This window comes from Mycobacterium sp. D16Q16, from assembly GCF_002013745.1.
GTDB lineage: Bacteria > Actinomycetota > Actinomycetes > Mycobacteriales > Mycobacteriaceae > Mycobacterium.
The window spans coordinates 51,592-71,874 of the sequence record NZ_MAEY01000022.1 but is presented as its reverse complement, the minus strand read 5'-3'; the positions used below and the strand labels follow the sequence as shown (position 1 = coordinate 71,874).

24 protein-coding genes are annotated in these 20,283 nt (G+C 67.2%); 16 read left to right on the top strand and 8 right to left on the bottom strand.

What is annotated here, in order from left to right; all coding sequences use genetic code 11:
• Positions 1–2: 2 nt before the first annotated feature.
• Together B4394_RS20105 and B4394_RS20100 are read left to right on the top strand one after the other, a co-directional pair.
• On the top strand, positions 3–1,643 hold the full coding sequence (locus tag B4394_RS20105) for an ABC transporter ATP-binding protein (protein ID WP_502688391.1): 1,641 nt from the start codon (positions 3–5) through the stop codon (positions 1,641–1,643).
• Between the two features lie 40 nt (positions 1,644–1,683).
• The gene (locus tag B4394_RS20100; protein WP_078311571.1) at positions 1,684–2,427 is read left to right on the top strand and encodes a Fic family protein; all 744 of its coding nucleotides are present in this window, start codon (positions 1,684–1,686) and stop codon (positions 2,425–2,427) included.
• A 409-nt stretch (positions 2,428–2,836) separates the two neighbouring features.
• On the opposite strand, the gene B4394_RS20095 is transcribed toward B4394_RS20100, so the two are convergent.
• Complete coding sequence (locus B4394_RS20095) at positions 2,837–3,655, bottom strand: HAD-IB family hydrolase (protein WP_170914976.1); 819 nt, start codon at positions 3,653–3,655, stop codon at positions 2,837–2,839.
• A 458-nt stretch (positions 3,656–4,113) separates the two neighbouring features.
• On the opposite strand from B4394_RS20095, the gene ssd reads away from it, so the two are divergent.
• Both ssd and B4394_RS20080 read left to right on the top strand, forming a co-directional pair.
• Positions 4,114–5,178, top strand: coding sequence for a septum site-determining protein Ssd (gene ssd, locus B4394_RS20085; protein ID WP_502688393.1), 1,065 nt, complete (start codon positions 4,114–4,116; stop codon positions 5,176–5,178).
• Entirely contained in the window at positions 5,175–6,251 is a 1,077-nt protein-coding gene (locus B4394_RS20080) for a TadA family conjugal transfer-associated ATPase (RefSeq protein ID WP_078316078.1), read from the top strand. Before ssd ends, B4394_RS20080 begins: the two co-directional genes overlap by 4 nt.
• A 157-nt stretch (positions 6,252–6,408) precedes the next feature.
• On the opposite strand, the gene B4394_RS20075 is transcribed toward B4394_RS20080, so the two are convergent.
• From B4394_RS20075 to B4394_RS25825, 4 genes are all read right to left on the bottom strand, one after another.
• The gene (locus tag B4394_RS20075; protein ID WP_078316077.1) at positions 6,409–8,370 is read right to left on the bottom strand and encodes a heavy metal translocating P-type ATPase; all 1,962 of its coding nucleotides are present in this window, start codon (positions 8,368–8,370) and stop codon (positions 6,409–6,411) included.
• Complete coding sequence (locus B4394_RS20070) at positions 8,367–8,741, bottom strand: ArsR/SmtB family transcription factor (protein WP_078316076.1); 375 nt, start codon at positions 8,739–8,741, stop codon at positions 8,367–8,369. Before B4394_RS20070 ends, B4394_RS20075 begins: the two co-directional genes overlap by 4 nt.
• Before the next feature lie 130 nt (positions 8,742–8,871).
• On the bottom strand, positions 8,872–9,213 hold the full coding sequence (locus tag B4394_RS20065) for a hypothetical protein (protein ID WP_078316075.1): 342 nt from the start codon (positions 9,211–9,213) through the stop codon (positions 8,872–8,874).
• Between the two features lie 97 nt (positions 9,214–9,310).
• Positions 9,311–9,709, bottom strand: coding sequence for a hypothetical protein (locus B4394_RS25825; RefSeq protein ID WP_236743264.1), 399 nt, complete (start codon positions 9,707–9,709; stop codon positions 9,311–9,313).
• Positions 9,710–9,837: 128 nt separating this feature from the next.
• Between B4394_RS25825 and B4394_RS20055 the strand changes: the two genes are divergently transcribed.
• From B4394_RS20055 to B4394_RS20015, 10 genes are all read left to right on the top strand, one after another.
• A complete protein-coding gene (locus B4394_RS20055) occupies positions 9,838–10,419 on the top strand; it encodes a DUF1942 domain-containing protein (RefSeq protein WP_165758484.1) in 582 nt (193 codons plus the stop codon).
• A 158-nt stretch (positions 10,420–10,577) separates the two neighbouring features.
• A complete protein-coding gene (locus B4394_RS25480) occupies positions 10,578–10,751 on the top strand; it encodes a hypothetical protein (RefSeq protein ID WP_164909429.1) in 174 nt (57 codons plus the stop codon).
• 51 nt (positions 10,752–10,802) lie between these two features.
• Entirely contained in the window at positions 10,803–11,576 is a 774-nt protein-coding gene (locus B4394_RS20050; RefSeq protein ID WP_109842413.1) for a hypothetical protein, read from the top strand.
• Between the two features lie 86 nt (positions 11,577–11,662).
• Positions 11,663–12,046 carry a BlaI/MecI/CopY family transcriptional regulator gene (locus B4394_RS20045; protein WP_078316073.1) on the top strand — a complete coding sequence of 128 codons (384 nt, stop codon included), beginning with the start codon at positions 11,663–11,665 and terminating at the stop codon, positions 12,044–12,046.
• Positions 12,043–12,999: a M56 family metallopeptidase gene (locus B4394_RS20040; RefSeq protein ID WP_078316072.1), complete on the top strand. Its 957-nt coding sequence runs from the start codon at positions 12,043–12,045 to the stop codon at positions 12,997–12,999. The genes B4394_RS20045 and B4394_RS20040 overlap by 4 nt, the downstream gene beginning before the upstream one ends.
• 311 nt (positions 13,000–13,310) lie before the next feature.
• On the top strand, positions 13,311–13,529 hold the full coding sequence (locus B4394_RS20035; protein WP_078316071.1) for a heavy-metal-associated domain-containing protein: 219 nt from the start codon (positions 13,311–13,313) through the stop codon (positions 13,527–13,529).
• A gap of 85 nt (positions 13,530–13,614) precedes the next feature.
• Positions 13,615–14,181 carry a hypothetical protein gene (locus B4394_RS20030; protein WP_078316070.1) on the top strand — a complete coding sequence of 189 codons (567 nt, stop codon included), beginning with the start codon at positions 13,615–13,617 and terminating at the stop codon, positions 14,179–14,181.
• A gap of 105 nt (positions 14,182–14,286) precedes the next feature.
• Positions 14,287–14,733 (top strand): putative copper homeostasis (lipo)protein LpqS, encoded by a 447-nt coding sequence (gene lpqS / locus B4394_RS20025; RefSeq protein WP_133052542.1) that lies wholly within the window; start codon positions 14,287–14,289, stop codon positions 14,731–14,733.
• Between the two features lie 104 nt (positions 14,734–14,837).
• Positions 14,838–15,092 carry a hypothetical protein gene (locus B4394_RS20020; protein ID WP_078316068.1) on the top strand — a complete coding sequence of 85 codons (255 nt, stop codon included), beginning with the start codon at positions 14,838–14,840 and terminating at the stop codon, positions 15,090–15,092.
• A 155-nt stretch (positions 15,093–15,247) separates the two neighbouring features.
• Positions 15,248–15,598, top strand: a complete 351-nt coding sequence (locus B4394_RS20015) for a hypothetical protein (RefSeq protein WP_165758480.1) — start codon at positions 15,248–15,250, stop codon at positions 15,596–15,598.
• 264 nt (positions 15,599–15,862) lie between these two features.
• Here B4394_RS20015 and B4394_RS20010 read toward each other — a convergent pair whose 3' ends face one another.
• Positions 15,863–16,729 carry a polysaccharide deacetylase family protein gene (locus B4394_RS20010; RefSeq protein WP_078316067.1) on the bottom strand — a complete coding sequence of 289 codons (867 nt, stop codon included), beginning with the start codon at positions 16,727–16,729 and terminating at the stop codon, positions 15,863–15,865.
• Positions 16,730–16,886: 157 nt separating this feature from the next.
• Here B4394_RS20010 and B4394_RS20005 point away from each other — a divergent pair, with 157 nt between their 5' ends.
• Positions 16,887–17,324 (top strand): hypothetical protein, encoded by a 438-nt coding sequence (locus tag B4394_RS20005; protein WP_078316066.1) that lies wholly within the window; start codon positions 16,887–16,889, stop codon positions 17,322–17,324.
• A gap of 108 nt (positions 17,325–17,432) precedes the next feature.
• On the top strand, positions 17,433–17,783 hold the full coding sequence (locus B4394_RS20000; protein WP_078316065.1) for a hypothetical protein: 351 nt from the start codon (positions 17,433–17,435) through the stop codon (positions 17,781–17,783).
• Positions 17,784–17,860: 77 nt separating this feature from the next.
• Here the strand turns inward: B4394_RS20000 and B4394_RS19995 are convergent, their stop codons facing one another.
• Entirely contained in the window at positions 17,861–18,508 is a 648-nt protein-coding gene (locus tag B4394_RS19995; RefSeq protein ID WP_078316064.1) for a DUF1942 domain-containing protein, read from the bottom strand.
• 91 nt (positions 18,509–18,599) lie between these two features.
• Entirely contained in the window at positions 18,600–20,153 is a 1,554-nt protein-coding gene (locus B4394_RS19990; protein WP_078316063.1) for a multicopper oxidase family protein, read from the bottom strand.
• Between the last annotated feature and the right edge of the window lie 130 nt (positions 20,154–20,283).

Below are 20,283 nucleotides of genomic sequence, written 5' to 3'. Positions count from 1 at the left end.
AGGTGCCAACAGATTCCGTGATCGAGATCAGGGACCTCACGGTCGATTTCGAGGTCGATAAACAATGGGTGCCGGCCGTCAAGGGTGTCTCGCTGACCGTCGCCAAGGGCGAGGTGCTTGCCATCGTTGGCGAGTCCGGTTCGGGAAAATCCACCACCGCCATGGCCATTCCGGCGCTGTTGCCCTCCAGCGCGCGCATTGACGGAAGCATCAAGCTCAACGGTTCCGAGTTGCTCGGTGCCACCAATGACGAGCTGCGAGAGGTGCGCGGCAAGGACGTCGCCGTCATCTTCCAGGAGCCGATGACGGCACTAAATCCGGTGTACACCATCGGCTGGCAGATCGCCGAGGCCGTCTGTGCGCATAAGAAGGTGACGCGCCGTCAGGCACGCGACCGCGCCATCGAGCTCCTTGAGCTGGTGGATATGCCCGAGCCGCAGAAGCGCGTTAAGCACTACCCGCACCAGCTTTCCGGCGGGCAGCGTCAGCGAGCGATGATCGCGCAGGCTCTTGCGCTGGATCCCGGGCTGCTCATCGCCGACGAGCCCACCACCGCGCTCGACGTGACCGTGCAGGCCGAAATCCTTGATCTCATGCGCGATCTGCGACATCGCATCGATGCTGGAATCATTCTGATCACGCACGATATGGGTGTGGTGGCGGACATGGCGGACCGCATCATGGTGATGAAGGACGGTGAGGTCGTTGAGGAGGGGGATGCCGATGCCATCTTCCACCGGGCCCAGCAGCCGTACACGCAGCAGCTGCTGGCGGCGGTGCCCCACCTGGGTGCCACCCTGCACGGCAATGACGAATCTTTGGAACCGCCAAGCGATCTTGCGCTAAAGGTGGAGCACGCGGTCATCGAGTATCCGGGCAAGGGGGGAAGCTTCCGGGCCATCGACGATGTGTCCTTCTCCATCGGCCGGGGTGAGGTGGTGGGCCTCGTGGGCGAATCAGGTTCCGGGAAATCCACCATCGGGCGTGCCGCGGTAGGTCTGCTCAAGGTGACATCGGGAACTATCTGTGTTGCGGGACATGATATTTCGAAGGCCAACCGCAAACAGCTGCGGGACATCCGGAGCAAGGTGGGGGTGGTGTTCCAGGATCCGGGATCATCGCTGAATCCGCGATGGCCGATCGGCCAGTCGATCGCCGAACCGTTGACTCTGCACACCGATATGGATCGCTCCCAACGGGAAAACCGCGTCAAGACGCTGCTGGAGCAGGTGCAGTTGCCCGCGAACATGCGAAACCGCTTCCCCCATCAGCTCTCTGGTGGGCAGCGGCAGCGTGTCGGCATCGCGCGGGCCTTGGCGCTGGAGCCAACGCTGCTGATCGCCGACGAACCGACCTCGGCGCTGGATGTTTCGGTGCAGGCGCGGGTGCTCGAACTCTTCGCCGAGCTACAACGTGAGCACGGCTTCGCATGCTTGTTCATCAGCCATGACCTGGCGGTGGTCGAATTGGTCGCGAGCCGTATCGCGGTGCTCAACCATGGCCGCCTCGCTGAATTTGGTTCCGATAAGCAGGTATTGACCGCACCAACGGATGACTACACCAAGCGTCTGCTGGCGGCGGTGCCGGTTCCCGACCCGGAGCAGCAGCGGATCCGGCGCGAGGAGCGCAAGGCGTTGCGGTGAGTCTGTTGCACGACGAGCCATTCAGTACCGTTAGTGGACCATGACTGATCCACTCGCGCCGCTGGCCACCTTGCCGGGAGTATCCGAAGCCGCCGAATCCGCTCGCGACGCGCTGAGCAAGGTTCACCGTCACCGCGCCAATCTGCGGGGATGGCCGGTGACCGCGGCCGAGGCGGCGGTGCGGGCGGCCAGATCCTCGTCGGCGCTGGATGGTGGCACCATGAAGCTGAGCGCCGATGGAGCGGTGGATGACCCGGTATTGGCAGGTGCGCTGCGTGTGGGGCAGGCCCTCGATGGGGACGCGCTCAGCCAGATGACATCGGTGTGGTCGCGCGCACCGCTGCAGGCATTGGCGCGTCTCCATGTGCTGGCGGCCACCGGCATGGCCGACGAGGACACTCTGGGACGGCCGCGCCCCGGTGTCGATACCGAGCGGCTGGAGCTGTTGGCGCAGCTGATCTCGGGCGGAACATCGGCGTCCGCACCGATTCTTGCGGCGATTGCACACGGGGAACTCTTGGCGCTGAACCCATTTGGTTCTGCCGATGGTGTGGTCGCGCGCGCGGCATCCCGGTTGGTGACAGTGTCGCGCGGTCTTGACCCGCATGCGCTCGGTGTTCCGGAGGTGATGTGGATGCGTCAATCGGGAAGATACCGAGAGCTTTCCTCCGCTTTTGCCGAGGGGACGCCGGAGGCTATTGCCGCGTGGATTATCTTCTGCTGTCAGGCATTAACGGCAGGGGCTGCTGAGGCGACATCGATTGCCGATACGGCGTCGAGCTGATGAAAACCGTCTGTACATAAAAACGGGCGACGGTCCGAATAAATCGGCCCGCCGCCCGTTAGCACGGATCCTCCGGTTACCAAGCGTGCATTATGGGTTGTGTGGGTGGCCTCGGCGCTTTCACGACGCTTCTTACTCGGACTTCACCCAAGAAGTCTGATGAGTCGTCTCTGTTCGCGATTGCGCAGGCCCACAACGCTTCTGCCCTTGTCGCGGCGTGCTCCGCGTGGGTGCCGTGGTCCGTGCTGGGAATCCTAGGTCGGGAGATCGATCCTTCTCTTCCGAGTCGACCTTGGCCTTGCCAGGCTTCCGTACCTTCTTTCTACACTGAGACGACGGTCACATCAAGGGGCAATTCCAATGGTCACTACTTTGTTACTCGCGTACCAAAAGTGACGCGTGTCTAGTACTACGGTCGCAGCTTGCGGATTAACGAATAAGTAAGTGCCCCAGCGGCAATCGCGCTCAGTCCAACGGCGGCCGTAGTGGCGGCCGCGGCACCGGAGGGGACCGGTATCCGATCACCCAGCGACACGGGCCGCGAAAACGTCAGCACCGGCCAGCCGCGCGCCATGGATTCCTTGCGCAGCGCCCGATCTGGATTGACGGCTGTCGGGTGACCGACAGATTCCAGCATCGGTAGGTCGGTAATCGAATCGGAGTAGGCGTAGCAGTGTTCCAGGGGGTAGCCCTCGCGTTTGGCGAGTTCCTGGATCGCTGCCACCTTCCCTTCGCCGTAGCAGTAGAAGGCGACATCGCCGGTGTACTTACCGTTCTCCACCACCATGCGCGTAGCCATGGCGTGGGTCGCGCCGAGAGCGCGGGCGATGGGCGCGACGATCTCCTCGCCCGAGGCGGAGACCACCACGACATCGCGGCCGCAGAGTTTGTGGTCGGCGATCAGGTCAGCGGCCTCGGCGAACACCAGCGGATCGACGATGTCGTGCAGTGTCTCGGCAACGATCGCCTTCACCTGCTCGACGTCCCAGCCCGTACACATATTGGTGATGTGCGTACGCATGCGATCCATCTGGTCGTGATCGGCGCCGGACAGCAAGAAGAAAAACTGCGCGTAACTCGATTTTAAGACGGCGCGTCTATTTATTAGGCCCTGGTCGAAGAACGGCTTGCTAAACGCGAGTGTGCTCGACTTCGCGATCACGGTCTTGTCCAGATCGAAGAAGGCTGCCGTCCTGGGGGCCGGCGCGCTATCCGTGGGCTGGCTGATGGCGTCGGTATCCCGGTCCTCAACGGAAGGGAAGGGTCCGGGTTCCGTTGCGTGGTCGGTCACAGCTCGAGGATAGATCTCACCGGGTGTGCCGTCGTGTCCATCCGGAAAGTCGCAGTTCAACGGGGGTGGTCTGGTAACGCAGCGGTGCTAGAAGAAGGGTTGCCTTTCTTTCCCTTTTTTCAGCCGATTGGTCTTGCCACCCTCACCTGGTTCGTGTGTATAGTGGGGTTACTCGGCTATGCCGAGTGTGTCTCAGCCCGACCCCCCGGGGCTGAAGCACGACGACCCTCGCCTCCTCCCCCCCTGGCGAGGGTCGTCCTCTTTTCTGGGGACGTTAAATCACCGGTTTTTGCGGTTCATCTCGGATCTATCCACAGATTCGCATCCATCCCCAATCTCGACGACGTCCCTGGTGCTCTCATCGCGCAACCTCGATGGTGGAGCGCGTGGAGGGAATGGCGGGAGAGCCGATCGTCGTCGCCGTGGGCGATCGAACTCTCGGCAACGACATCGAACGGATCGTCGCCGCGACCGGTAGACCGTTGATCCTCGCTACCGACGCCGGCGCGATCGGCAGGCAGGCGTGGACCCGTGCGGGCGCTGTGGTGCTCGACGGCGCTGATCCGTCGCTGGATGCGGTGAGTCGACTGCCGCGCCGAGCGCGGGTCCTGCTTGTCTCTCGCGACGAGCCGACGAGTGAGATGTGGCGAAGGGCAGTTGCGGTGGGTGCCGAGCAGGTGCTCGCCTTGCCCGAGGATGAGGTCCGGCTCGTCGAGGCTTGTTCAGCAATACCGCCCACCGCACGGGCGGGCCAGGCCCCGGTGATTGCTGTGGTGGGTGGGCGCGGTGGTGCCGGTGCATCTGTTCTGTGTGCCGCGATTGGCCTGAGCGTGCCGGGAGGTGCGCTCATCGTGGATGCCGATCCTTATGGCGGCGGAATCGACTTGCTGCTCGGGTGGGAGGACATCGACGGCCTGCGGTGGCCGGATATTGATATGCGCAGCGGTCGAGTGAGTTTCGACGCTCTTCGTCGTGCATTGCCACATCGTCGCGGGCTTGTTGTCGTGTCGGGCGATAGAACGGGAGGCGGCGGAAACGCGGAGGCAGTCGGTGGGGTGATCGACAGCGCACGGGAAGCCGGAGTGCCGGTGATCATTGATCTGCCGAGGCGGCTCAGCCCGACGAGTGTGGCCGCACTGGAGCGTACGGATTTGGTCGTCGTGGTGACGCCGGCCGAGGTACGGGCGTGTGCAGCCGCAGCGCTGGTGACTGCCGCGATACAAGCCACCAACCAGAACATCGGCACGGTGGTGCGCGGTCCGGCGCCGAGCGGGTTGCGCCCGGCGGAGGTGGCCGAAATCGTGGGAGTTCCAATGATCGCCGCTATGCGGCCAGAACCGAATCTCGGCAATCGTCTCGACAACGGTGGTCTACGGCTATCGGGGCGTTCACCATTGGCGGGTGCCGCGCGAGCAGTGCTGGCGCTGGTTTCGCGGGACGGCAAGGGTGCGGCGGCGTGACCGGATCGTTGATCGACCGTGTTCGGGAGCGGCTCGCCACCGAGAATGTCACGCTGCGTCCCTCGGCAGTGGCGGCCCTGATTCGCGCTGAATCCGGTGGCGTACTGGGCGATAGCGATGTGCTACACAACATAAAGGAGCTCCAGAGTGAGCTGGCCGGTGCAGGCATTCTCGAACCGCTGTTGTGCGCCGAGGGTACGACGGATGTCTTGGTCACCGCACCCGATCGGGTCTGGGTGGATGACAGTCAAGGGTTGCGGCTCACTACAGTGAGATTCGCCGACGAGGCTGCCGTGCGCAGACTCGCGCAACGGTTGGCTCTTGCGGTTGGACGACGCCTCGATGACGCGCAGCCATTTGTTGACGGACAGCTGACGGGCATCGGTCCGCCCCGTTCGGTGGTGCGTATCCACGCGGTGCTGGCGCCCGTCGCAGTAGGCGGCACCTGTGTATCGCTGCGCGTATTGCGCCCCACTGTTAAGGGTTTGGAGCAGCTGATCGCCGACGGCACCGTTGCGGAGGATGCCGGTGCGCTACTTCGCGGAATGCTTGCCGCCCGGCTGGCCTTTCTTGTCACCGGGGGCACAGGCGCAGGTAAGACCACCTTGCTTTCGGCACTGCTCGGAGCGGTCCACCCGTCAGAACGCATCATCTGCGCCGAGGACGCCGCCGAGCTCGCGCCGCGTCACCCGCATGTGGTCACGCTGTCGGCGCGCACCGTCAACGTCGAGGGCGCCGGGGAAGTGACTCTGCGCCAGTTGGTTCGTCAGGCATTGCGCATGCGTCCCGACCGCATCGTGGTCGGTGAGGTGCGCGGAGCCGAGGTGGTCGAACTGCTGACCGCCCTCAACACCGGCCACGATGGCGGTGCGGGAACCGTCCATGCGAACGCTCCGGCAGAAGTCCCCGCAAGGTTGGAGGCGCTCGGCGCTCTGGGCGGCCTTGACCGCGCCGCACTCCATTCTCAGTTCGCCGCAGCCATTTTATCTGTAACGTTTTGGGCGGTGTATCTGATTGTTACCGAGGTGTTTTGGCTGTGGGCTTATAGCCATGAGATACACAATTTTATGTAGCGGTGTATCCCACGTAGCGCGGTGACTCCCGCTTCGAGGTGCAGGGCCTGGGTGCTGCTCGCCGATGGGGAGTGATGGCCTGCCTTTTTCATGGTCGCTCTCTGGTCGCCGTGTTGTCACTGTTTTTTGATCACGGGGGTGGCCGGTGGCGGGCCGGTTATGGTTGATGAGCCAGTTGTGCTGCAGAGGTTTTCGCTTGTTCGGGGTTGATCAGCGGTTTCGTGCGTCCGGCGCGTACGCCGTTGGCGATGACGACGATTTCGGCTAGTTCGTGTACGGCCACGACCGCGGCCAGGCCCAGCAGGCCGGTCAGGGCCAGTGGGATCAGGATGGCGATCAGTCCCAGGGACATACCGACGTTTTGCAGCATGATGGCGCGGGCGCGGCGGGCGTGGGCCAGGGCTTGGGTGAGGTGGCGCAGGTCTTCGCCCATGAGGGCCACGTCGGCGGTTTCGATGGCTACGTCGGTGCCCATGGCGCCCATGGCGATGCCGAGGTCGGCGGTGGCCAGGGCGGGGGCGTCGTTGACGCCGTCGCCGACCATTGCGGTCGGATGATGTTGGCGCAGTTGACTGATGATGCGGGCTTTGTCTTCGGGGCGCAGGTCGGCGTGCACGGTGTCGATACCGACCTGGCGGGCCAGGGCGGTGGCGGTGGCGGTGTTATCGCCGGTGAGCATCGCCACCTGGTAGCCGCCGCGGTGCAGATCGGCGATGACTTGGGCGGCTTCGGGGCGCAGCTCGTCGCGCACCGCGATCGCGCCGAGCAGCTGGCCGTCCTGTTCGACCAGGACCGCGGTAGCGCCGCTGTTCTGCATCCGCGCCACGTCCGCGGCGAGCGGGCCGGGATCGAGCCAGCCGGGCCGCCCCAGCCGCAGCGTGCGGCTGTCGCGGCGGCCGGTCAACCCTGCGCCGGTGACCGCTTGCACCTCGTCGGCCGGGTCGATGCGGCCGGCGGCGGCCAGGATCGCTGCGGCCAGTGGGTGCTCGCTGCGGGCCTCTAATGCTGCTGCGGCGGATAGGACTTGCTCCGCGGTGGCGCCGATGGTGGTGGCGACTTCGATGACGGTGGGCCGGTTGGCGGTCAGGGTGCCGGTCTTATCCAGTGCGATGGTGCGCACCGCACCCAAAGCCTCAAGGGCAGCACCGCCTTTGACCAGGACGCCGAGTTTGGAGGCGGCGCCGATAGCGGCGACCACGGTAACCGGAACCGAAATGGCCAGTGCGCATGGGGATGCGGCCACCAGCACCACCAGAGCCCGCTCAATCCACACCAGCGGATCCCCCAACACCGAGCCGATGGCGGCGATCGCGGCGGCGATGATCATGATCGCGGGCACCAGCGGTTTGGCGATCCGGTCCGCTAGGCGCTGGCTGGCGCCCTTGCGGGATTGTTCGGCTTCCACGATCGCCACGATTCGGGCCAGCGAGTTATCGGCTGCGGTAGCGGTAACGTCCACGTGCAGGACCCCGGTGCCGTTGATCGAGCCGGCGAATACCTCATCGCCCGGCCCGGCTTCAACCGGTACCGATTCGCCGGTGATCGCCGAGGTGTTCAGGGCAGTGCGGCCCGCGGTGATGGTGCCGTCGGTGGCCACCCGCTCTCCGGGGAGCACCAACATCGTGTCACCGACCCGCAACTCGGTTGCTGGGATAGTTATTTCGGTGTCATCGCGGATGACGGTGGCTTCCTCGGGCACCAGGGACAGCAGTGCCCGCAGCCCGCGGCGGGTGCGGGCCAGCGCGTATTCTTCGAGGCCTTCGCTGATGGAGAACAGGAACGCCAGCATCGCGGCTTCGCCGACCTCACCGAGGATCACCGCCCCGACCGCGGCGATCGTCATCAGGGTGCCGACACCGATCTTGCCTTGGGCCAGCCGGCGCAGCGTCGAGGGCATAAACGTGTAGCCGCCGATCGCCAGCGCGGTCGCCTGCAGGCCGATCTCGACGGGCCGGAGCCCGCCGGTCCAGCCCACCACATACCCGGCCAAAAGCACCACCCCGGCGAGCGCCGCGAACCGCAGTTCGCTGACCTCCCAAAGCCGTTCGGGCTCACGCTGGTGGCCGCCATCGGCGTCACTGCCGGCGGGTTCGGCGTGGCCGCAGCATGCATCACTCATCGCGCTACCTTCCGCTCTGTGGAGTGGCCGTAGTTCGGGCACAACGCCACCGCGTTGCCCGTGGCGGCCAACAAGGCCTCGGCGGCGCTGAACACCGCCAGCACCTCCGGGCGGGTCAGCCGGTACACCGAGGAACGGCCCTGCGGCCGGAAATCGACCAGCCCGCAATCACGCAGGCACCCCAGATGCGCCGACACCGTCGACTGCGCCAGCCCCAACTCGGCCGTCAAATCCACCACCCGCGCCTCACCGGAGGCCAGCCGCCGCAAGATCGCCAACCGCGTCTGATCGGAAAGGCTATGGAACAGCGCCGAAGCCGCCCCCAATGACACCGGTTCAGAAGCCTGCGCCACCCACCCTTTAATCGCCATAAGGCGATGATAGCGTTTCCTGTTGTTGGATTGCCAACCCGTCCACCGCCACACGCTCACCGGGAGCAGGCCCGGCGAGGTGCTCAGCGGCGGCGGTGCAGGTCGGCCCGGTTCGCCGCGCACATCGCCACTAGCATCTGATTTCTACCCGCATGGTGCGGATGATCAGCTGTGGCCCGACCCCGCTGGGGCGCCTGGCGGGTCTGGGGTCCCGCACTTGTGGGCGTGTCCACCAGTACTGGGCGTCGATTTCCCGCACCGAGGTCACCGCGCACATTTGCAGGGGCTTGTTTCCGGTCCGGCTGACGATGACCTTGTCGCCTTGGCGCTGCAGCATGGCGATGACTTGCAGGGCATCGGGCCCGACAGGCCCGGCGGGCGCTGTGGGGGCGGCCGCGACCGCTAGCGCCGCGGCCCCGAGCGCAGCCGCTGCGCTGATGCTGATGCGGCGAAGAAAACTGTTGTTTTGCATGGGATTTCCCTACGTGTGAGGCGCCGCATCGAGAGCGGCGGCAAGTGAGCGTGGCGTGTGGGGCCCGCGCGCGAAATGCCGGGACCCGGGCGCACGCTCAGCGCCGGATCACGCAGAGCCGGTACCGAAGGTTGCGGCCACCGCCGCTTGGTGCCAGCCATGGCGGTGCCCGCGGCCCCGGGGTTCGGAGCTGGTGATACGCCGTCGAGGACGTCTGGGCCGGACCCGACACCGGCCCAAGGCCATGGCTGTCGCCGACGTCGATCGTGGGCGCAGCGGGTAGGCAATGCACCCAAGGATGCGCCGGCCCAAGGACTGCGCGGACCGCATCGGCGCTGGGCGCAGCAGCGGCCGGGGCGCTCGGGTGCCCCCGATCGGCGGCGAGCGCGGGGCCTTCGACTGCTGCCATGCAATGCAGCACCGCTATCGCGGTGGCGCCGGCTACCAGCAGTACGGCGAGCCGCCTCACCGAATACCGCATCTGCCGTCGAGCCACCACAATCCTCGCCCCTGATCTACTATCTAGGTACGTAGATAGTAGATCAACATGCGATCGATTTACGTAGCAGGTACATAGGAAACCGAGTTGCGTTGGAAGGAGTTGTGCACGTGCGTGTATTGCGAATGATCATGGTGGCTACGGCTGCGGTGGTGGCGATGTTGGCGGTCAGCGTTCCGCTGGCGAACGCGGCCAAACCCGGCTGTCCTCACAAGATGGGGTCGCATCAGCGGCTCAGTGATGCCGGTGGCGCGGTGGTGCAGGAATGGACCGTCAGCGGGCTGCGGGCGAGCGTCGATGCGGTGCTGGGTTATCCGGTGGCTGGGCAGCTTTGGGAGGCAACCGCTTCGGTGCGCGCGGTGACCGGGTCGGTGACCCCGCTCATTCCGAACCTGGCCGCCGTCTCCGGCGCGCAGGAGCACTACCCGGTGCTGTGGCAGGTGGCCAGCCCCTACGGCATCCCGGGGGCCACCATCGCCGCCGGGCACACCGCCACGGGCAAGGTGTATTTCGATGTCACCGGTGCGGCGCCGGGGATGGTGACCTACCAGGGCGGCGGGGCGATGCCCGCGCTGATGTGGTGCGATGGGGCGGCGATGAAGACGATGATGGCCGCGATGAAATCCGCGCCGGACTCGGAATGTTCCTGCTGCGCCGATATGCCCGCGCCCAAGGGCGGCGGCGACTGCTGCGACGATAAGCCCTGACGGGACTGTGCGGTGAATTGACGTGCAGGGCAGGTGATGTGACACACCGAAGCGCCGCATCTCCGGGCCCTGGCGCAACTCATACCCACGATCTACTATCTAGGTACGGAGATAGTAGATCGTGGGTATGAGTCATCAACCGTTTGGGAAGGAGCCCGATGGCGTATTACTTCACAGCGGCGGCGGTACTGGCTTGTCCGCTGGTGATGGGCGCGATGATGTGGATGATGATGCGGGCCCCAGGCGAGTCCAATACTGCTGAGCGCCAGGAACTGCGAGCGTTGCGTACAGAGATCGACCAGCTCAAATCCGGGCGCGACCGCGCCCTGTAGTTAGCAGCCCGATCCGCGGTGGCCACCCAAAGGGTGCCGTACCCCGGGTCGATGAACCCGGAAGGCGCCGAGATCGAGTGGGCGCATTGGCCGGTGAACGGAGTGTTATCGATGACGTTTTGGCGCGCAGCACGCGCTGCGGGCCGCCGTGACAGGCGCAGTGCCGTAACGGATCTGCGCTCGGGTGCGGGTGGGCCCCTGGTGCCGCTGGTGGGTACCACGGCGGCGGCGGTGTTCGCGGTCGCGGTCATCGGTACCGTGATCGCCTCGCACGGTGCTCAGCACACCGCGCCGGGTGCGCCGGCAGGTTTGGATCATCCGGCAGCCACCGTTGCGGTGGGCGCCGAGGGCACCCCGCCGTGGCCGGCCCCGGCCGATCCCGGTGCGGCGGCGGACGCCGCGGGTCTGCCGATGGCCCGCATGGAAGGCACGGTGCAGCACATTCACGCCCATCTTGACGTGCAGGTGGACGGGCAGCCGGTGCCGGTACCGGCCAATATCGGTGTCGATGTGCGCCGCGGCACGATGAGCGCCCTGCACACCCACGACGACAGCGGCCTCATCCATATCGAGTCACCGGTGCGCCGGCAGTTCAGCCTCGGCGAATTGTTCACCGAATGGCAGGTCAGCTTGGCCGCCGATCACATCGGAGGCCTGCGCACCGGGGCGGGAAAACAGCTGCGCGTGCTGGTCAATGGCGTGCCGCAGACAGGTAACCCGGCCGCGATCACCCTGGCGGCCCACGACCAGATCGCCGTCATCTACGGCGCCCCGCGCCCGGGGGAGGCCATCGCCTCCACATACCAGTTCGCCGACGGCCAATGACAGTGCCGGAGGCATCGGCTGACCGCCGGGATTACTATGTACGTACGTAGACCGTAAGAATGCTGACGGCCAGGGAGATACCAGCAGTGCGTAGTCGAGGTTTTGGGGAGCTGGAAGCGGTCGTGATGGACCGTGTGTGGAGCCGCGGCCAGGACACGGGCACCACGGTGCGGGAGGTGTTCGACGAGCTGGCCACCGAACGCGATATCGCCTACACCACCGTGATGTCCACGATGGACAACCTGCACACCAAGGGCTGGCTGGAGCGCGAACGCGAGGGCAAAGCCTACCGGTATTGGGCGGTCCTGACCCGCGAGCAGCACAGCGCCCGCCTGATGCGCGAGGCCCTCGACGGCGGCGGCAGCGCAGATCTGGTTCTGACCCACTTCCTGGAACAGATCACCCCGGAAGAATCGGCGCGGCTGCGGGCGGTGCTGCGTCGCCCGGCCAAACGGGCCCGCGCCACGTGAGTATCGCCGTCTGTCTGCTGCTCTACAGCACCGTGGTGCTGGTTTTCGGGCCGCGCTGTTTGCCGCTGCTGACCCGCGCCGGCCATACCCCGCACCTGGCGATCACCGCATGGCTGGCCGCTATCGCCAGCGTCCTGGCCACCTGGCTGGCCGCTACCGTACTCATCGTCATTGACGTTGCCCGCCAATGGGATTCCCCCGCGTTGGTACTCGCGGCGTGCATCACCAGCCTGCACGCGGTGGCTGCCGGCGATGCAGGTATCGCCGCCCAGGCCGCGCTGTTGGCCCTGGCCACCGCGATCAGCGCAGCGGCCGCCGCACTGGGTGTGCGCCTGGCCCGAACGCTCATCGGCTTGCGCGGCACCGCCCACGAACACGCCCGCGCCGTACACATTGTGGGCCGGCACACCGGCGCCGCCGGCGACGTGATGGTTCTGCAGGCCCAAGAACCGGCCGCCTACTGCGTGGCGGGACGCCCCTCGGCGATCGTGCTCACCACCGCCGCCCTTGCCGCCCTCGATGACCAGCAGATCGCGGCGGTACTGGCACACGAACGCGCCCACCTGGCCGGACATCACCCCCAGCTCGTGACCGCGCTGCGCGCTCTGGCCACGGTGCTACCGCGGGTTCGGCTCATGACCGACGGCCACACCGAGGTGTCCGGGCTACTGGAGATGTGCGCCGATGACGCCGCAGTACGCCAGCACGGCCGCAGCGCCCTGCTGGAAGGGCTGATGAACCTAGCCGGCGCCGCCAGCACCCCGGCCTGGGCCCTGGGCGCGGCCCATGTGGCGGTCCTGAACCGCGCCGAACGGCTCGTGGCATCTCCGCCGACGCTGGTGGCGCGGGCACGCGCAGCGACCGCGCTGGCGATCACCCTCACGCTCATCGCCGCCGGGCCGCTGATCACCGCCGCACTGGCCGCCTCCGGCGCACTGCTGTGCAGCCCGTAGCGCACACAGGCCACCACCGGCGGCCAGGATACGGAAACAGGCCGCCGCACAAGCTTCCGCCACTCTGAGATACCCCGTACGTGTACGGCAGGGCAACCCACATCTCCTTGTGATGACATCGTCGGAACGGTCGATGTTGTGCGGCCAAGCCCTGCATAACATCGCAGTTAGAGGGCGGATATCGATACCCTGATCGGGTATATGGGCCTTCCTGGAAAGCCGACCTGTCAGGCCTGGCAGCAATGCTCTGCACGATTAACCCTACGGGGGTATCCTTTCGTAATCTGTTAGGTCCCGGCAAGGAGGTTGCGATGAGCGTTCCGGCGAGCACAGTGACAGTCAGGGTGTCCGGTATGAGCTGCGGGCACTGCGCCGCGGCGGTGCGTCAGGAGGTCGGTGCCCTGCCGGGGGTCAGCGGTGTGGACGTCGATGTCACCGCGGGCACCGTCACCATCTCCAGCACCGCGCCGCTGCAGGTCGCCGCGATCGAGGCGGCTATAGGCCGGGCCGGCTACACACTGGCCGCATAAGACCGCATGGCCGGGCCCATCTCGGGCAGGCGGCCGGACAGCACGGCTCGGCAAACAACACATCCCTTTTGAGAGGACACCGCTTATGGCCACACGACACCGTGTTCTGAGTGCGGCGGGCACCACGGCCGGCGTGCTCGCCGCCGCACTCGCCATCGCCGCGACACCGGCGGCCTCGGCCGACCCGGCCCCGCCGATCCCGTTCATTCCCGCCATCCCCGCCCCGTTGCCGGCAGTGCCGGGCAGCTACACCTACAGCTACTACAACTTCCCGGCCGTGGCCCCCGCCACGGTGGATGCGCGCGGGGTGAAGATCGCCACCAACGCCGACCCCGGAGCCGCCGGGTCGGGGATGCCCGGCAGCAAGCTCGGCAACGCCGCCCACCCGCCCAACATCCAGTCCTCCTCTAGCACCCGCTACGGGATCGCCGGAGGCATCAGCCGGCCGGTGGCACCGAGCACCACGGGCGTGCAGTTCGGCGCAGGCAACGAGAGCCCCGCACTCGAAGACCCCTATGGACGCCCGCCGCAAAACATCGGCGGCGCCGAGGCCGCCACCCCGCCGACGGTCATGCCCGGCGCACCGGCCGCCCCCATCCTGGAAGACCCGCACGGGCAGCCGCCCCCAGCGCCCGCCGAAGAGTCCCCGTAACCACCTGCCGGACATCGGCGCCTGGTGCAAGCACCGATGCGACCAGCGTCAATGCATTTCGGCGATACCCTATACGGGTACCTGGTAGATGTGTATGGTGAAGTGATGGCGCTGTGCGGTGAACGCATCGCACCACGCCCGCACCGGATGGCGGTGGGCGTGGTGCGCGTACTGCTGACCGCGGCGGTGGTGTTGGTGCCCTCGCTGCAATGCGTGCCGGGCATGCGCGAGGCCGTCGCTGTCGCCGCACCCGCGCCGCACGTGCTTTCCGTGGCTGGGGCCCCTGCCGCTGCCACACACGTAGGCGCAGCCGACGCGGCCACTGATCGCGATCACCATCGGTGCGCCTTAGTGACTGCCGCCGCGGTGGCCGCGGAGGCAGTTGGTGCGTTGCACGGGTGGGATCTGCTGTCCGCGGCTGCGGTGGTCGCCGCGGCGACATGGGGGGCGCTGTGGTCGCACAGCACCCGCGGCCCGCCGCGGCGGCCCTCGACCTGGTTTCTGCGCGGCGGACGTGAGCGTCTGCAGCATTTCTGCGTGATGCGGCGCTGACCATCAGTTCCCCGGTACCCGCATGCGGGTACTGGGGGGAGCACTGGTCGGGGCCATCCCATCGCGGCCGCCGCAACGGCGGCCCCCTCACGCAAGGAATCCTCATGAACTACAACACAATTATCTGTTATCGCAGGCTCACCGCTGCTGTCGCGGCCCCACTGGCCGCGTTCACCCTGGCCTTGAGCGCACCCGCCCTGGCCCAAGCGGCCGGGCCCGGCCGGGCCGCCGACTCCATCAGCACCCAGGCGCCCGCCGGTCCCGGCTGCCGCCATCACAACTGCTGGCCCCGACCGGGCCACGGTGGCGGCTGGGGCGGTGGCTGGAGCCACGGCGGTGGCTGGGGTCCGCACCGCTAACCCCCGCACCGCTAACCCCGCCCCTTAAGCCGGTGCCGCCCCCGCCACTCTGCGTCCCTGCGGGGGCGGCACCCTCACGGCACCACCGCGCCCCGGCCACATGGCCGCGCAGGCATCTGCAGCACTTCGAATACTCCTGCCATACAAGGACATCCATGACCGTGACCGCACCCCTACGAGCACTAAGTGCACCACGAGCACTGGCCGCTGCCGCCTTGACGGTCGCGGCCAGCCTCACCGCGCTCGCATGGGCAGCGCCGGCCGCCGCCGGCCCGGCCCAACCCGGACCGAAAGCGCCGGGCAACGCCCAAACCGTGATCACCGAACTCAAAACCCGCGGCGATCAGGTGATCGTCAACGGCGACACCACCGGAAGACCGCTGTCGGGGTGCACCGCCGTCTCGGTGCGCGTCGGCCGACACATCTACAACCAAGTGCCCCAGCGCAAAGGCCCAGCCACCCGGGCCCTGGCCTCGCACGTCATGTACGTCACCGTGCAGTGCTGACCGGCTCCGGGCGCGCCGCACAGGAGCGCTCCGCCACGCCGATTTACAGAACATGTGGGTGCGCCATGGCACCGATAGGTAACTCAGAGACCGTGGATCGGCGGCTCCTCGGGCCCGGCTGCAACGGGGGCACTGGCCGGGGTGGCCGGCGCCCGCGATCACCGAAGGGGCGCTGCCTGTCGGCCTCGCCCGCCCCCAGGGCCCCAGCCTGCTCAGTGTGCCTGAAAATCGTTAGCCCGCAGGCTAACTGGGTGCCGGTTCGGGTTATTGTGGGCCGCCGGGATTTTGGTTCGGGATGTCGGTGATGGGCAGGTTCGGTGCGGGCCTGGGCGACGGCGTGGCCGGTAGCCCGGGAATCTTGGTGGCCGCGATGTCATGAATGTCATTGACCGGCGGTCCATTTTCGCGGCCACCGTAGCTGGAGCCGGGGGCGCGCTGCCCGAGCAGATGACTGACGGTGACCATGTGATAGCCGCCTGCGATCAGCACCGGCAGGAACTGGTAGACGATGTCGACGGTGCTCGAATAGGTGTCGTGCAACAGCACCACCGCGCCGGGTTTGATCTGGGTTTTGAGCATGTAGACGGTGGCGGCGGTGTTGGCGTCGTTGATCCAGTCGAACGGTATGACGTCCCACAGGATTTCGGCCAGTCCCTGCCTGCGGGCCTCGGCGCGCACCGCGTCGCTGGAGACCCCGCCGGCAGGCCGGTACAGGTGCGGGAAGGTGCCGGTGGCCGCCGCGATCGCCTCGGCGCCCCGGCGCAGCTGCGCGGGGATATCAGCCACCGCGATGGTGGCCATGTTCGGATGCTCCCAGGTGTGGCCCGCCACCTCCATCCCGGCCGCAGCGATCCGGCGGGCCGCCTCGGGGTCGGCGGCCACCTTGTTGCCGATCAGGAAAAACGTGGCCTTGGCGCCGCGGTCGGTGAGCACCTGCAGCAGCCGATCGGTGAACGGGGTGGGGCCGTCATCGAAGGTCAGCGCCACACATTTGTACCGCGCACAGTCCACCGTGTCCGGGCCCAGCAGCAGCCGATGACGCACGCCGAGCGCGACCACACCGGCTGCAGCCAAAACCACCACCGCGACCACCGCAATCTGGAACCGCACGGACCGCAGCACCGTACCCACAGATCCACCTCCTGGCGTACCGGGCAGTGCCGCGACGGCCCGCCCGCCGCGCGATCGCCATACCCGTGGGGGGCATCCTTGCACGCGTACCTGGACACCGTCCGCCCACCACGCCAATAAAGCCATACCCGGTAGGGGTAAGAGCTACAGTGGGTGTATGCGGATGCCCCCGGGCTATGGGCAGCGCCGACCGCTGCGGGAGCGTGCGGGGGCACTGCTGCTGGCGGCGGCGCTGACTGTCCTGGCGGCGCTGGGGTGCAGCGCCGATCTGCCCCGCACGGGCACTGCGGCAGGCTCAGGCGGCCAACTCACGCGTGCTGCGGCCACCGGCGGGATGCCAGGGCTGCTCGCCGTACCCGCCCACCAGGTGCGGGCCGCCGCCGATGTGCCCTGCCCGCATGCGCAGATCGCCCCGGCGGTACTCGGCGGCGATAACGCGTCCCTGAAATGGGCCGCGCCGATTCTGCCGATCACCGCCGCTGCAGCGGGTATGGCCAGATACGTGCAGGTGCGGTGGCCGCCGCCGCGCCCACCGGTGGCCGCCCTCGCCGGTGGCCGTTTGTTGTTGCATCAGCTCTGCGTGATCCGGCGCTGAGGAACACCCCGGGCTACCCGCGTGCCGTGATGGCCCGCAGGCTGCCCGTACCGGTGTCCTGGCCAGCGCCGCGCCCTCGATGCGGCGCCTCACACGTAGGGAATTCTCATGCACAACAAACGTTTTCATCGCCGTGCCGGCATCGCGACCGCAGCCGCGGCGATATTTGTGGCTGCCTCAGCGCTGGGCCTATCTGGTGCCGCGCTGGCACAGGCAGGCCCGGGGAGCCCTGATGCGCTGCAGGTCATCTTGATGCTGCAGCGTCAGGGCGACAAGGTCATCGTCAACCGCACCGGAAACAAGCCGCTGCACATGTGCACCGTGACCTCGGTACGCGAAGGAACCTCCGAGTACTGGTGGACCCATCCGCAGGTGGTCGGCCCCAACCGGGCCACCCGCGCCCATGGGGTGGGCACTCAGCTGCTGTACCGCACCATGTACGTCGACGTGCAGTGCTGACCAAACAGCCGCAGCCGGGCGAGAAAGTCCGTTGGTGGCGGGGGCTGTTGATCAGCTGGTGGTGCCGGTAGCGGGGTTCAGGCCGCCGCGCCTGGCTGGCCGGCGCAGCAGGGGCAGCCGCCGGCCGGGGTGGGTGCGGGCATGTCCTGACAGCACGGGCAGTCCGCCATCATCGCAGCCATCTTGGCGGCCATGGAGGCTTTCATCTTGGGATCCATGGGCATGTTCGCAGGCATGCCCATGGACTCGCTACAGCACCACATCATTGCCGGCGCCGATCCGCCGTTGCTGTAGACCACGGCCATCGGGTCGGGGCCGGTGACATCGAAATACATTGTGCCCGAAGATGTTTGTCCTTCATTCAGGGTGGCCCCGGGTAGCCCCTGGCCGGTCCCGACCTGCCAGAGCACCGGGTAGTGCGCGCCGGTGGCGTGGGCGGCCAGATTGGGGATCAGCGGGGTGATGGTGCCGCGCGCAGCTTTGACGGTGGCCGAGGCTTCCCAAAGCTGCCCGGCCGGAGCGTAGCCGGGCAGTACAGCCTGCGATTTCTTGAGCGCGGTGACGGTCCATTCCTGGGTGCCGCCGCCGGCATCAGGGAGCTGCTGGGCGGCCCCGTAGCGGTGCGGACAGGCGCCGGCGGCGCTGCCCAGCGGCGCGCCTAATAGCCCGGCCAGGAACAGCCCTGCGGTGGTCAGGGCCAGCAGGACCAAACGTAGTCCTCGCATATGTGATCTCTTTCTGTGTGGTCGACAAAGGGGTGTTCCCGCTGCCCGGGGTATGGCCGGTGCAGCGAAATCTGCGGTGTGGTCGCGGTGGCTATTGGCGGTAGGAGATGACGGTCATCATCCCGGCTTCGCCGTGATAGATGTTGTGGCAGTGGGTGAGCCATTGGCCGGGGTTGTCGGCGTCGAAGTCGACCTCCACGGTGGCCATCGGGGCAACCAGGACGGTGTCCTTGCGGGCGGTGTAGGCCCCCGCTGGGGAGCGCACGGCGAAGGTGTGCCCGTGCAGGTGCATGGGGTGGAACATCATCGAGTTGTTGATGTAGCGCAGCCGCACCCGTTGGCCTTCGCGCACGGGCAGCCCCTGGGAGGGGTTGTAGGTCTTCTCGTTGATGGTCCAGGTGTACTTATCGCCCGGCCCGGCCAGGCGCAGGTCATAGGAGATGTCGGGTTCGCGTGGCGCCAAGGCGACGCCGTCGGTGGCGCTCAACGTCGCGGCGGCCAGCACGGTCATGTTCTTCATCGTGGCAGCCGCGTTCTGGGCTGAGCCGACGACGGGTTTGCCGGTTACGCGCAGCAGCAGCTGCGCGTAGCCGTCCTTGCCGTACGGGACAGCCAGCAGCGGTACCGACGCATCGCCGACGGTGATGATCGCATCGATGCGCTCACCCATCCCGATCAGCAGCGCATCGGCCTGCTGGGGCTGTACCGGGAAGCCGTCGGTGTGGGTCACCGTCAGCGGCGACCCGGGCACCGCGACCCGAAACGCGCTATCACCAGCGGCATTGATGATGCGCAGCCGCACCCGGGTCCCGGGCCGATAATCAACGCTCTGCGGGTCGGCAGCTACCCGGCCGTTGACCAGGTAGTGCGGGTAGGTGACATCGCCGCCGTCGGCGCCCAACGGCGCACCCGCACTGACCCCCATCCCACCCATCGGCATCCCGCCCGACATCCCGCCGGGCATATCGCCCATCGAGGGGGCCATGCCGGGCATGCCCTTAGCGGTGAGCCCGGCCAGGACCTTGTCGGGGTTGGTGCCGGTGCCGTCGATCCAGTCATCGAGCACCACGACGAGTTCGGCGTCGTAGCCGGCCCGCTCGTTGGGGTCCTCGACGATCAGCGGCGCATATAGCCCACGATCGAGCTGGGTGCCCACATGCGGATGAAACCAATACGTGCCCGCGTGCGCCACCGCGAACTCATAGGTGAACGCCCCGCCAGCCCCGATCTGCGTCTGCGTCAGATCGGGCACCCCGTCCATATCGTTACGCAGCGCGATCCCGTGCCAGTGCACCGTGGTGGGCGCAGGCAACCCGTTGGCCACGCTCACCCGCAGCACCTCACCCTTGCGGACCCGGATCTCCCGGCCCGGCACCTGATCGCCGTACCCCCACGTCGAGACCGTGGTGCCCGCCAGGTCCAGCTGCAGCGGGCGGGCCTGCACGCTCACCGGAACCAGCCGGCCGCCCCCGTCGCGGCGAGCCGCCTCCAGCGCGCCCACCCGCGGCGAGTCCGGCCCCACCATCTGCCCGGCCGACCCTGGCGCCGCGCGGGTACCGCAGGCCGCCAACACCCCGGCCGCCGCCGCGGCCCCGCTCAGCTGTAAGAAACCACGCCGGCCCCACTGCGATCGCGATACAGCCACCAGTAACTCCCTTCATCGACCACCGGCCCGGCACCTAAAAACACACGTCAAATACCGGGTAAGGGTATGCGCATATCATGTTATGGTGAAGAAGTGTTGCCGTCCACTGGCGAAGGGCAACCCCTCCGGA

What these genes read in the sequence shown, in the direction of transcription:
- B4394_RS20100 (WP_078311571.1), top strand. Translation starts at nt 1,684, where the DNA reads ATGACTGATCCACTCGCGCCGCTGGCCACCTTGCCGGGAGTATCCGAA.
- ssd (WP_502688393.1), top strand. Translation starts at nt 4,114, where the DNA reads ATGGCGGGAGAGCCGATCGTCGTCGCCGTGGGCGATCGAACTCTCGGC.
- B4394_RS20075 (WP_078316077.1), bottom strand. Translation starts at nt 8,370, where the DNA reads ATGAGTGATGCATGCTGCGGCCACGCCGAACCCGCCGGCAGTGACGCC.
- B4394_RS20070 (WP_078316076.1), bottom strand. Translation starts at nt 8,741, where the DNA reads ATGGCGATTAAAGGGTGGGTGGCGCAGGCTTCTGAACCGGTGTCATTG.
- B4394_RS20065 (WP_078316075.1), bottom strand. Translation starts at nt 9,213, where the DNA reads ATGCAAAACAACAGTTTTCTTCGCCGCATCAGCATCAGCGCAGCGGCT.
- B4394_RS20055 (WP_165758484.1), top strand. Translation starts at nt 9,838, where the DNA reads ATGATCATGGTGGCTACGGCTGCGGTGGTGGCGATGTTGGCGGTCAGC.
- B4394_RS25480 (WP_164909429.1), top strand. Translation starts at nt 10,578, where the DNA reads ATGGCGTATTACTTCACAGCGGCGGCGGTACTGGCTTGTCCGCTGGTG.
- B4394_RS20050 (WP_109842413.1), top strand. Translation starts at nt 10,803, where the DNA reads ATGAACCCGGAAGGCGCCGAGATCGAGTGGGCGCATTGGCCGGTGAAC.
- B4394_RS20035 (WP_078316071.1), top strand. Translation starts at nt 13,311, where the DNA reads ATGAGCGTTCCGGCGAGCACAGTGACAGTCAGGGTGTCCGGTATGAGC.
- B4394_RS20030 (WP_078316070.1), top strand. Translation starts at nt 13,615, where the DNA reads ATGGCCACACGACACCGTGTTCTGAGTGCGGCGGGCACCACGGCCGGC.
- lpqS (WP_133052542.1), top strand. Translation starts at nt 14,287, where the DNA reads ATGGCGCTGTGCGGTGAACGCATCGCACCACGCCCGCACCGGATGGCG.
- B4394_RS20020 (WP_078316068.1), top strand. Translation starts at nt 14,838, where the DNA reads ATGAACTACAACACAATTATCTGTTATCGCAGGCTCACCGCTGCTGTC.
- B4394_RS20015 (WP_165758480.1), top strand. Translation starts at nt 15,248, where the DNA reads ATGACCGTGACCGCACCCCTACGAGCACTAAGTGCACCACGAGCACTG.
- B4394_RS20005 (WP_078316066.1), top strand. Translation starts at nt 16,887, where the DNA reads ATGCGGATGCCCCCGGGCTATGGGCAGCGCCGACCGCTGCGGGAGCGT.
- B4394_RS20000 (WP_078316065.1), top strand. Translation starts at nt 17,433, where the DNA reads ATGCACAACAAACGTTTTCATCGCCGTGCCGGCATCGCGACCGCAGCC.
- B4394_RS19995 (WP_078316064.1), bottom strand. Translation starts at nt 18,508, where the DNA reads ATGCGAGGACTACGTTTGGTCCTGCTGGCCCTGACCACCGCAGGGCTG.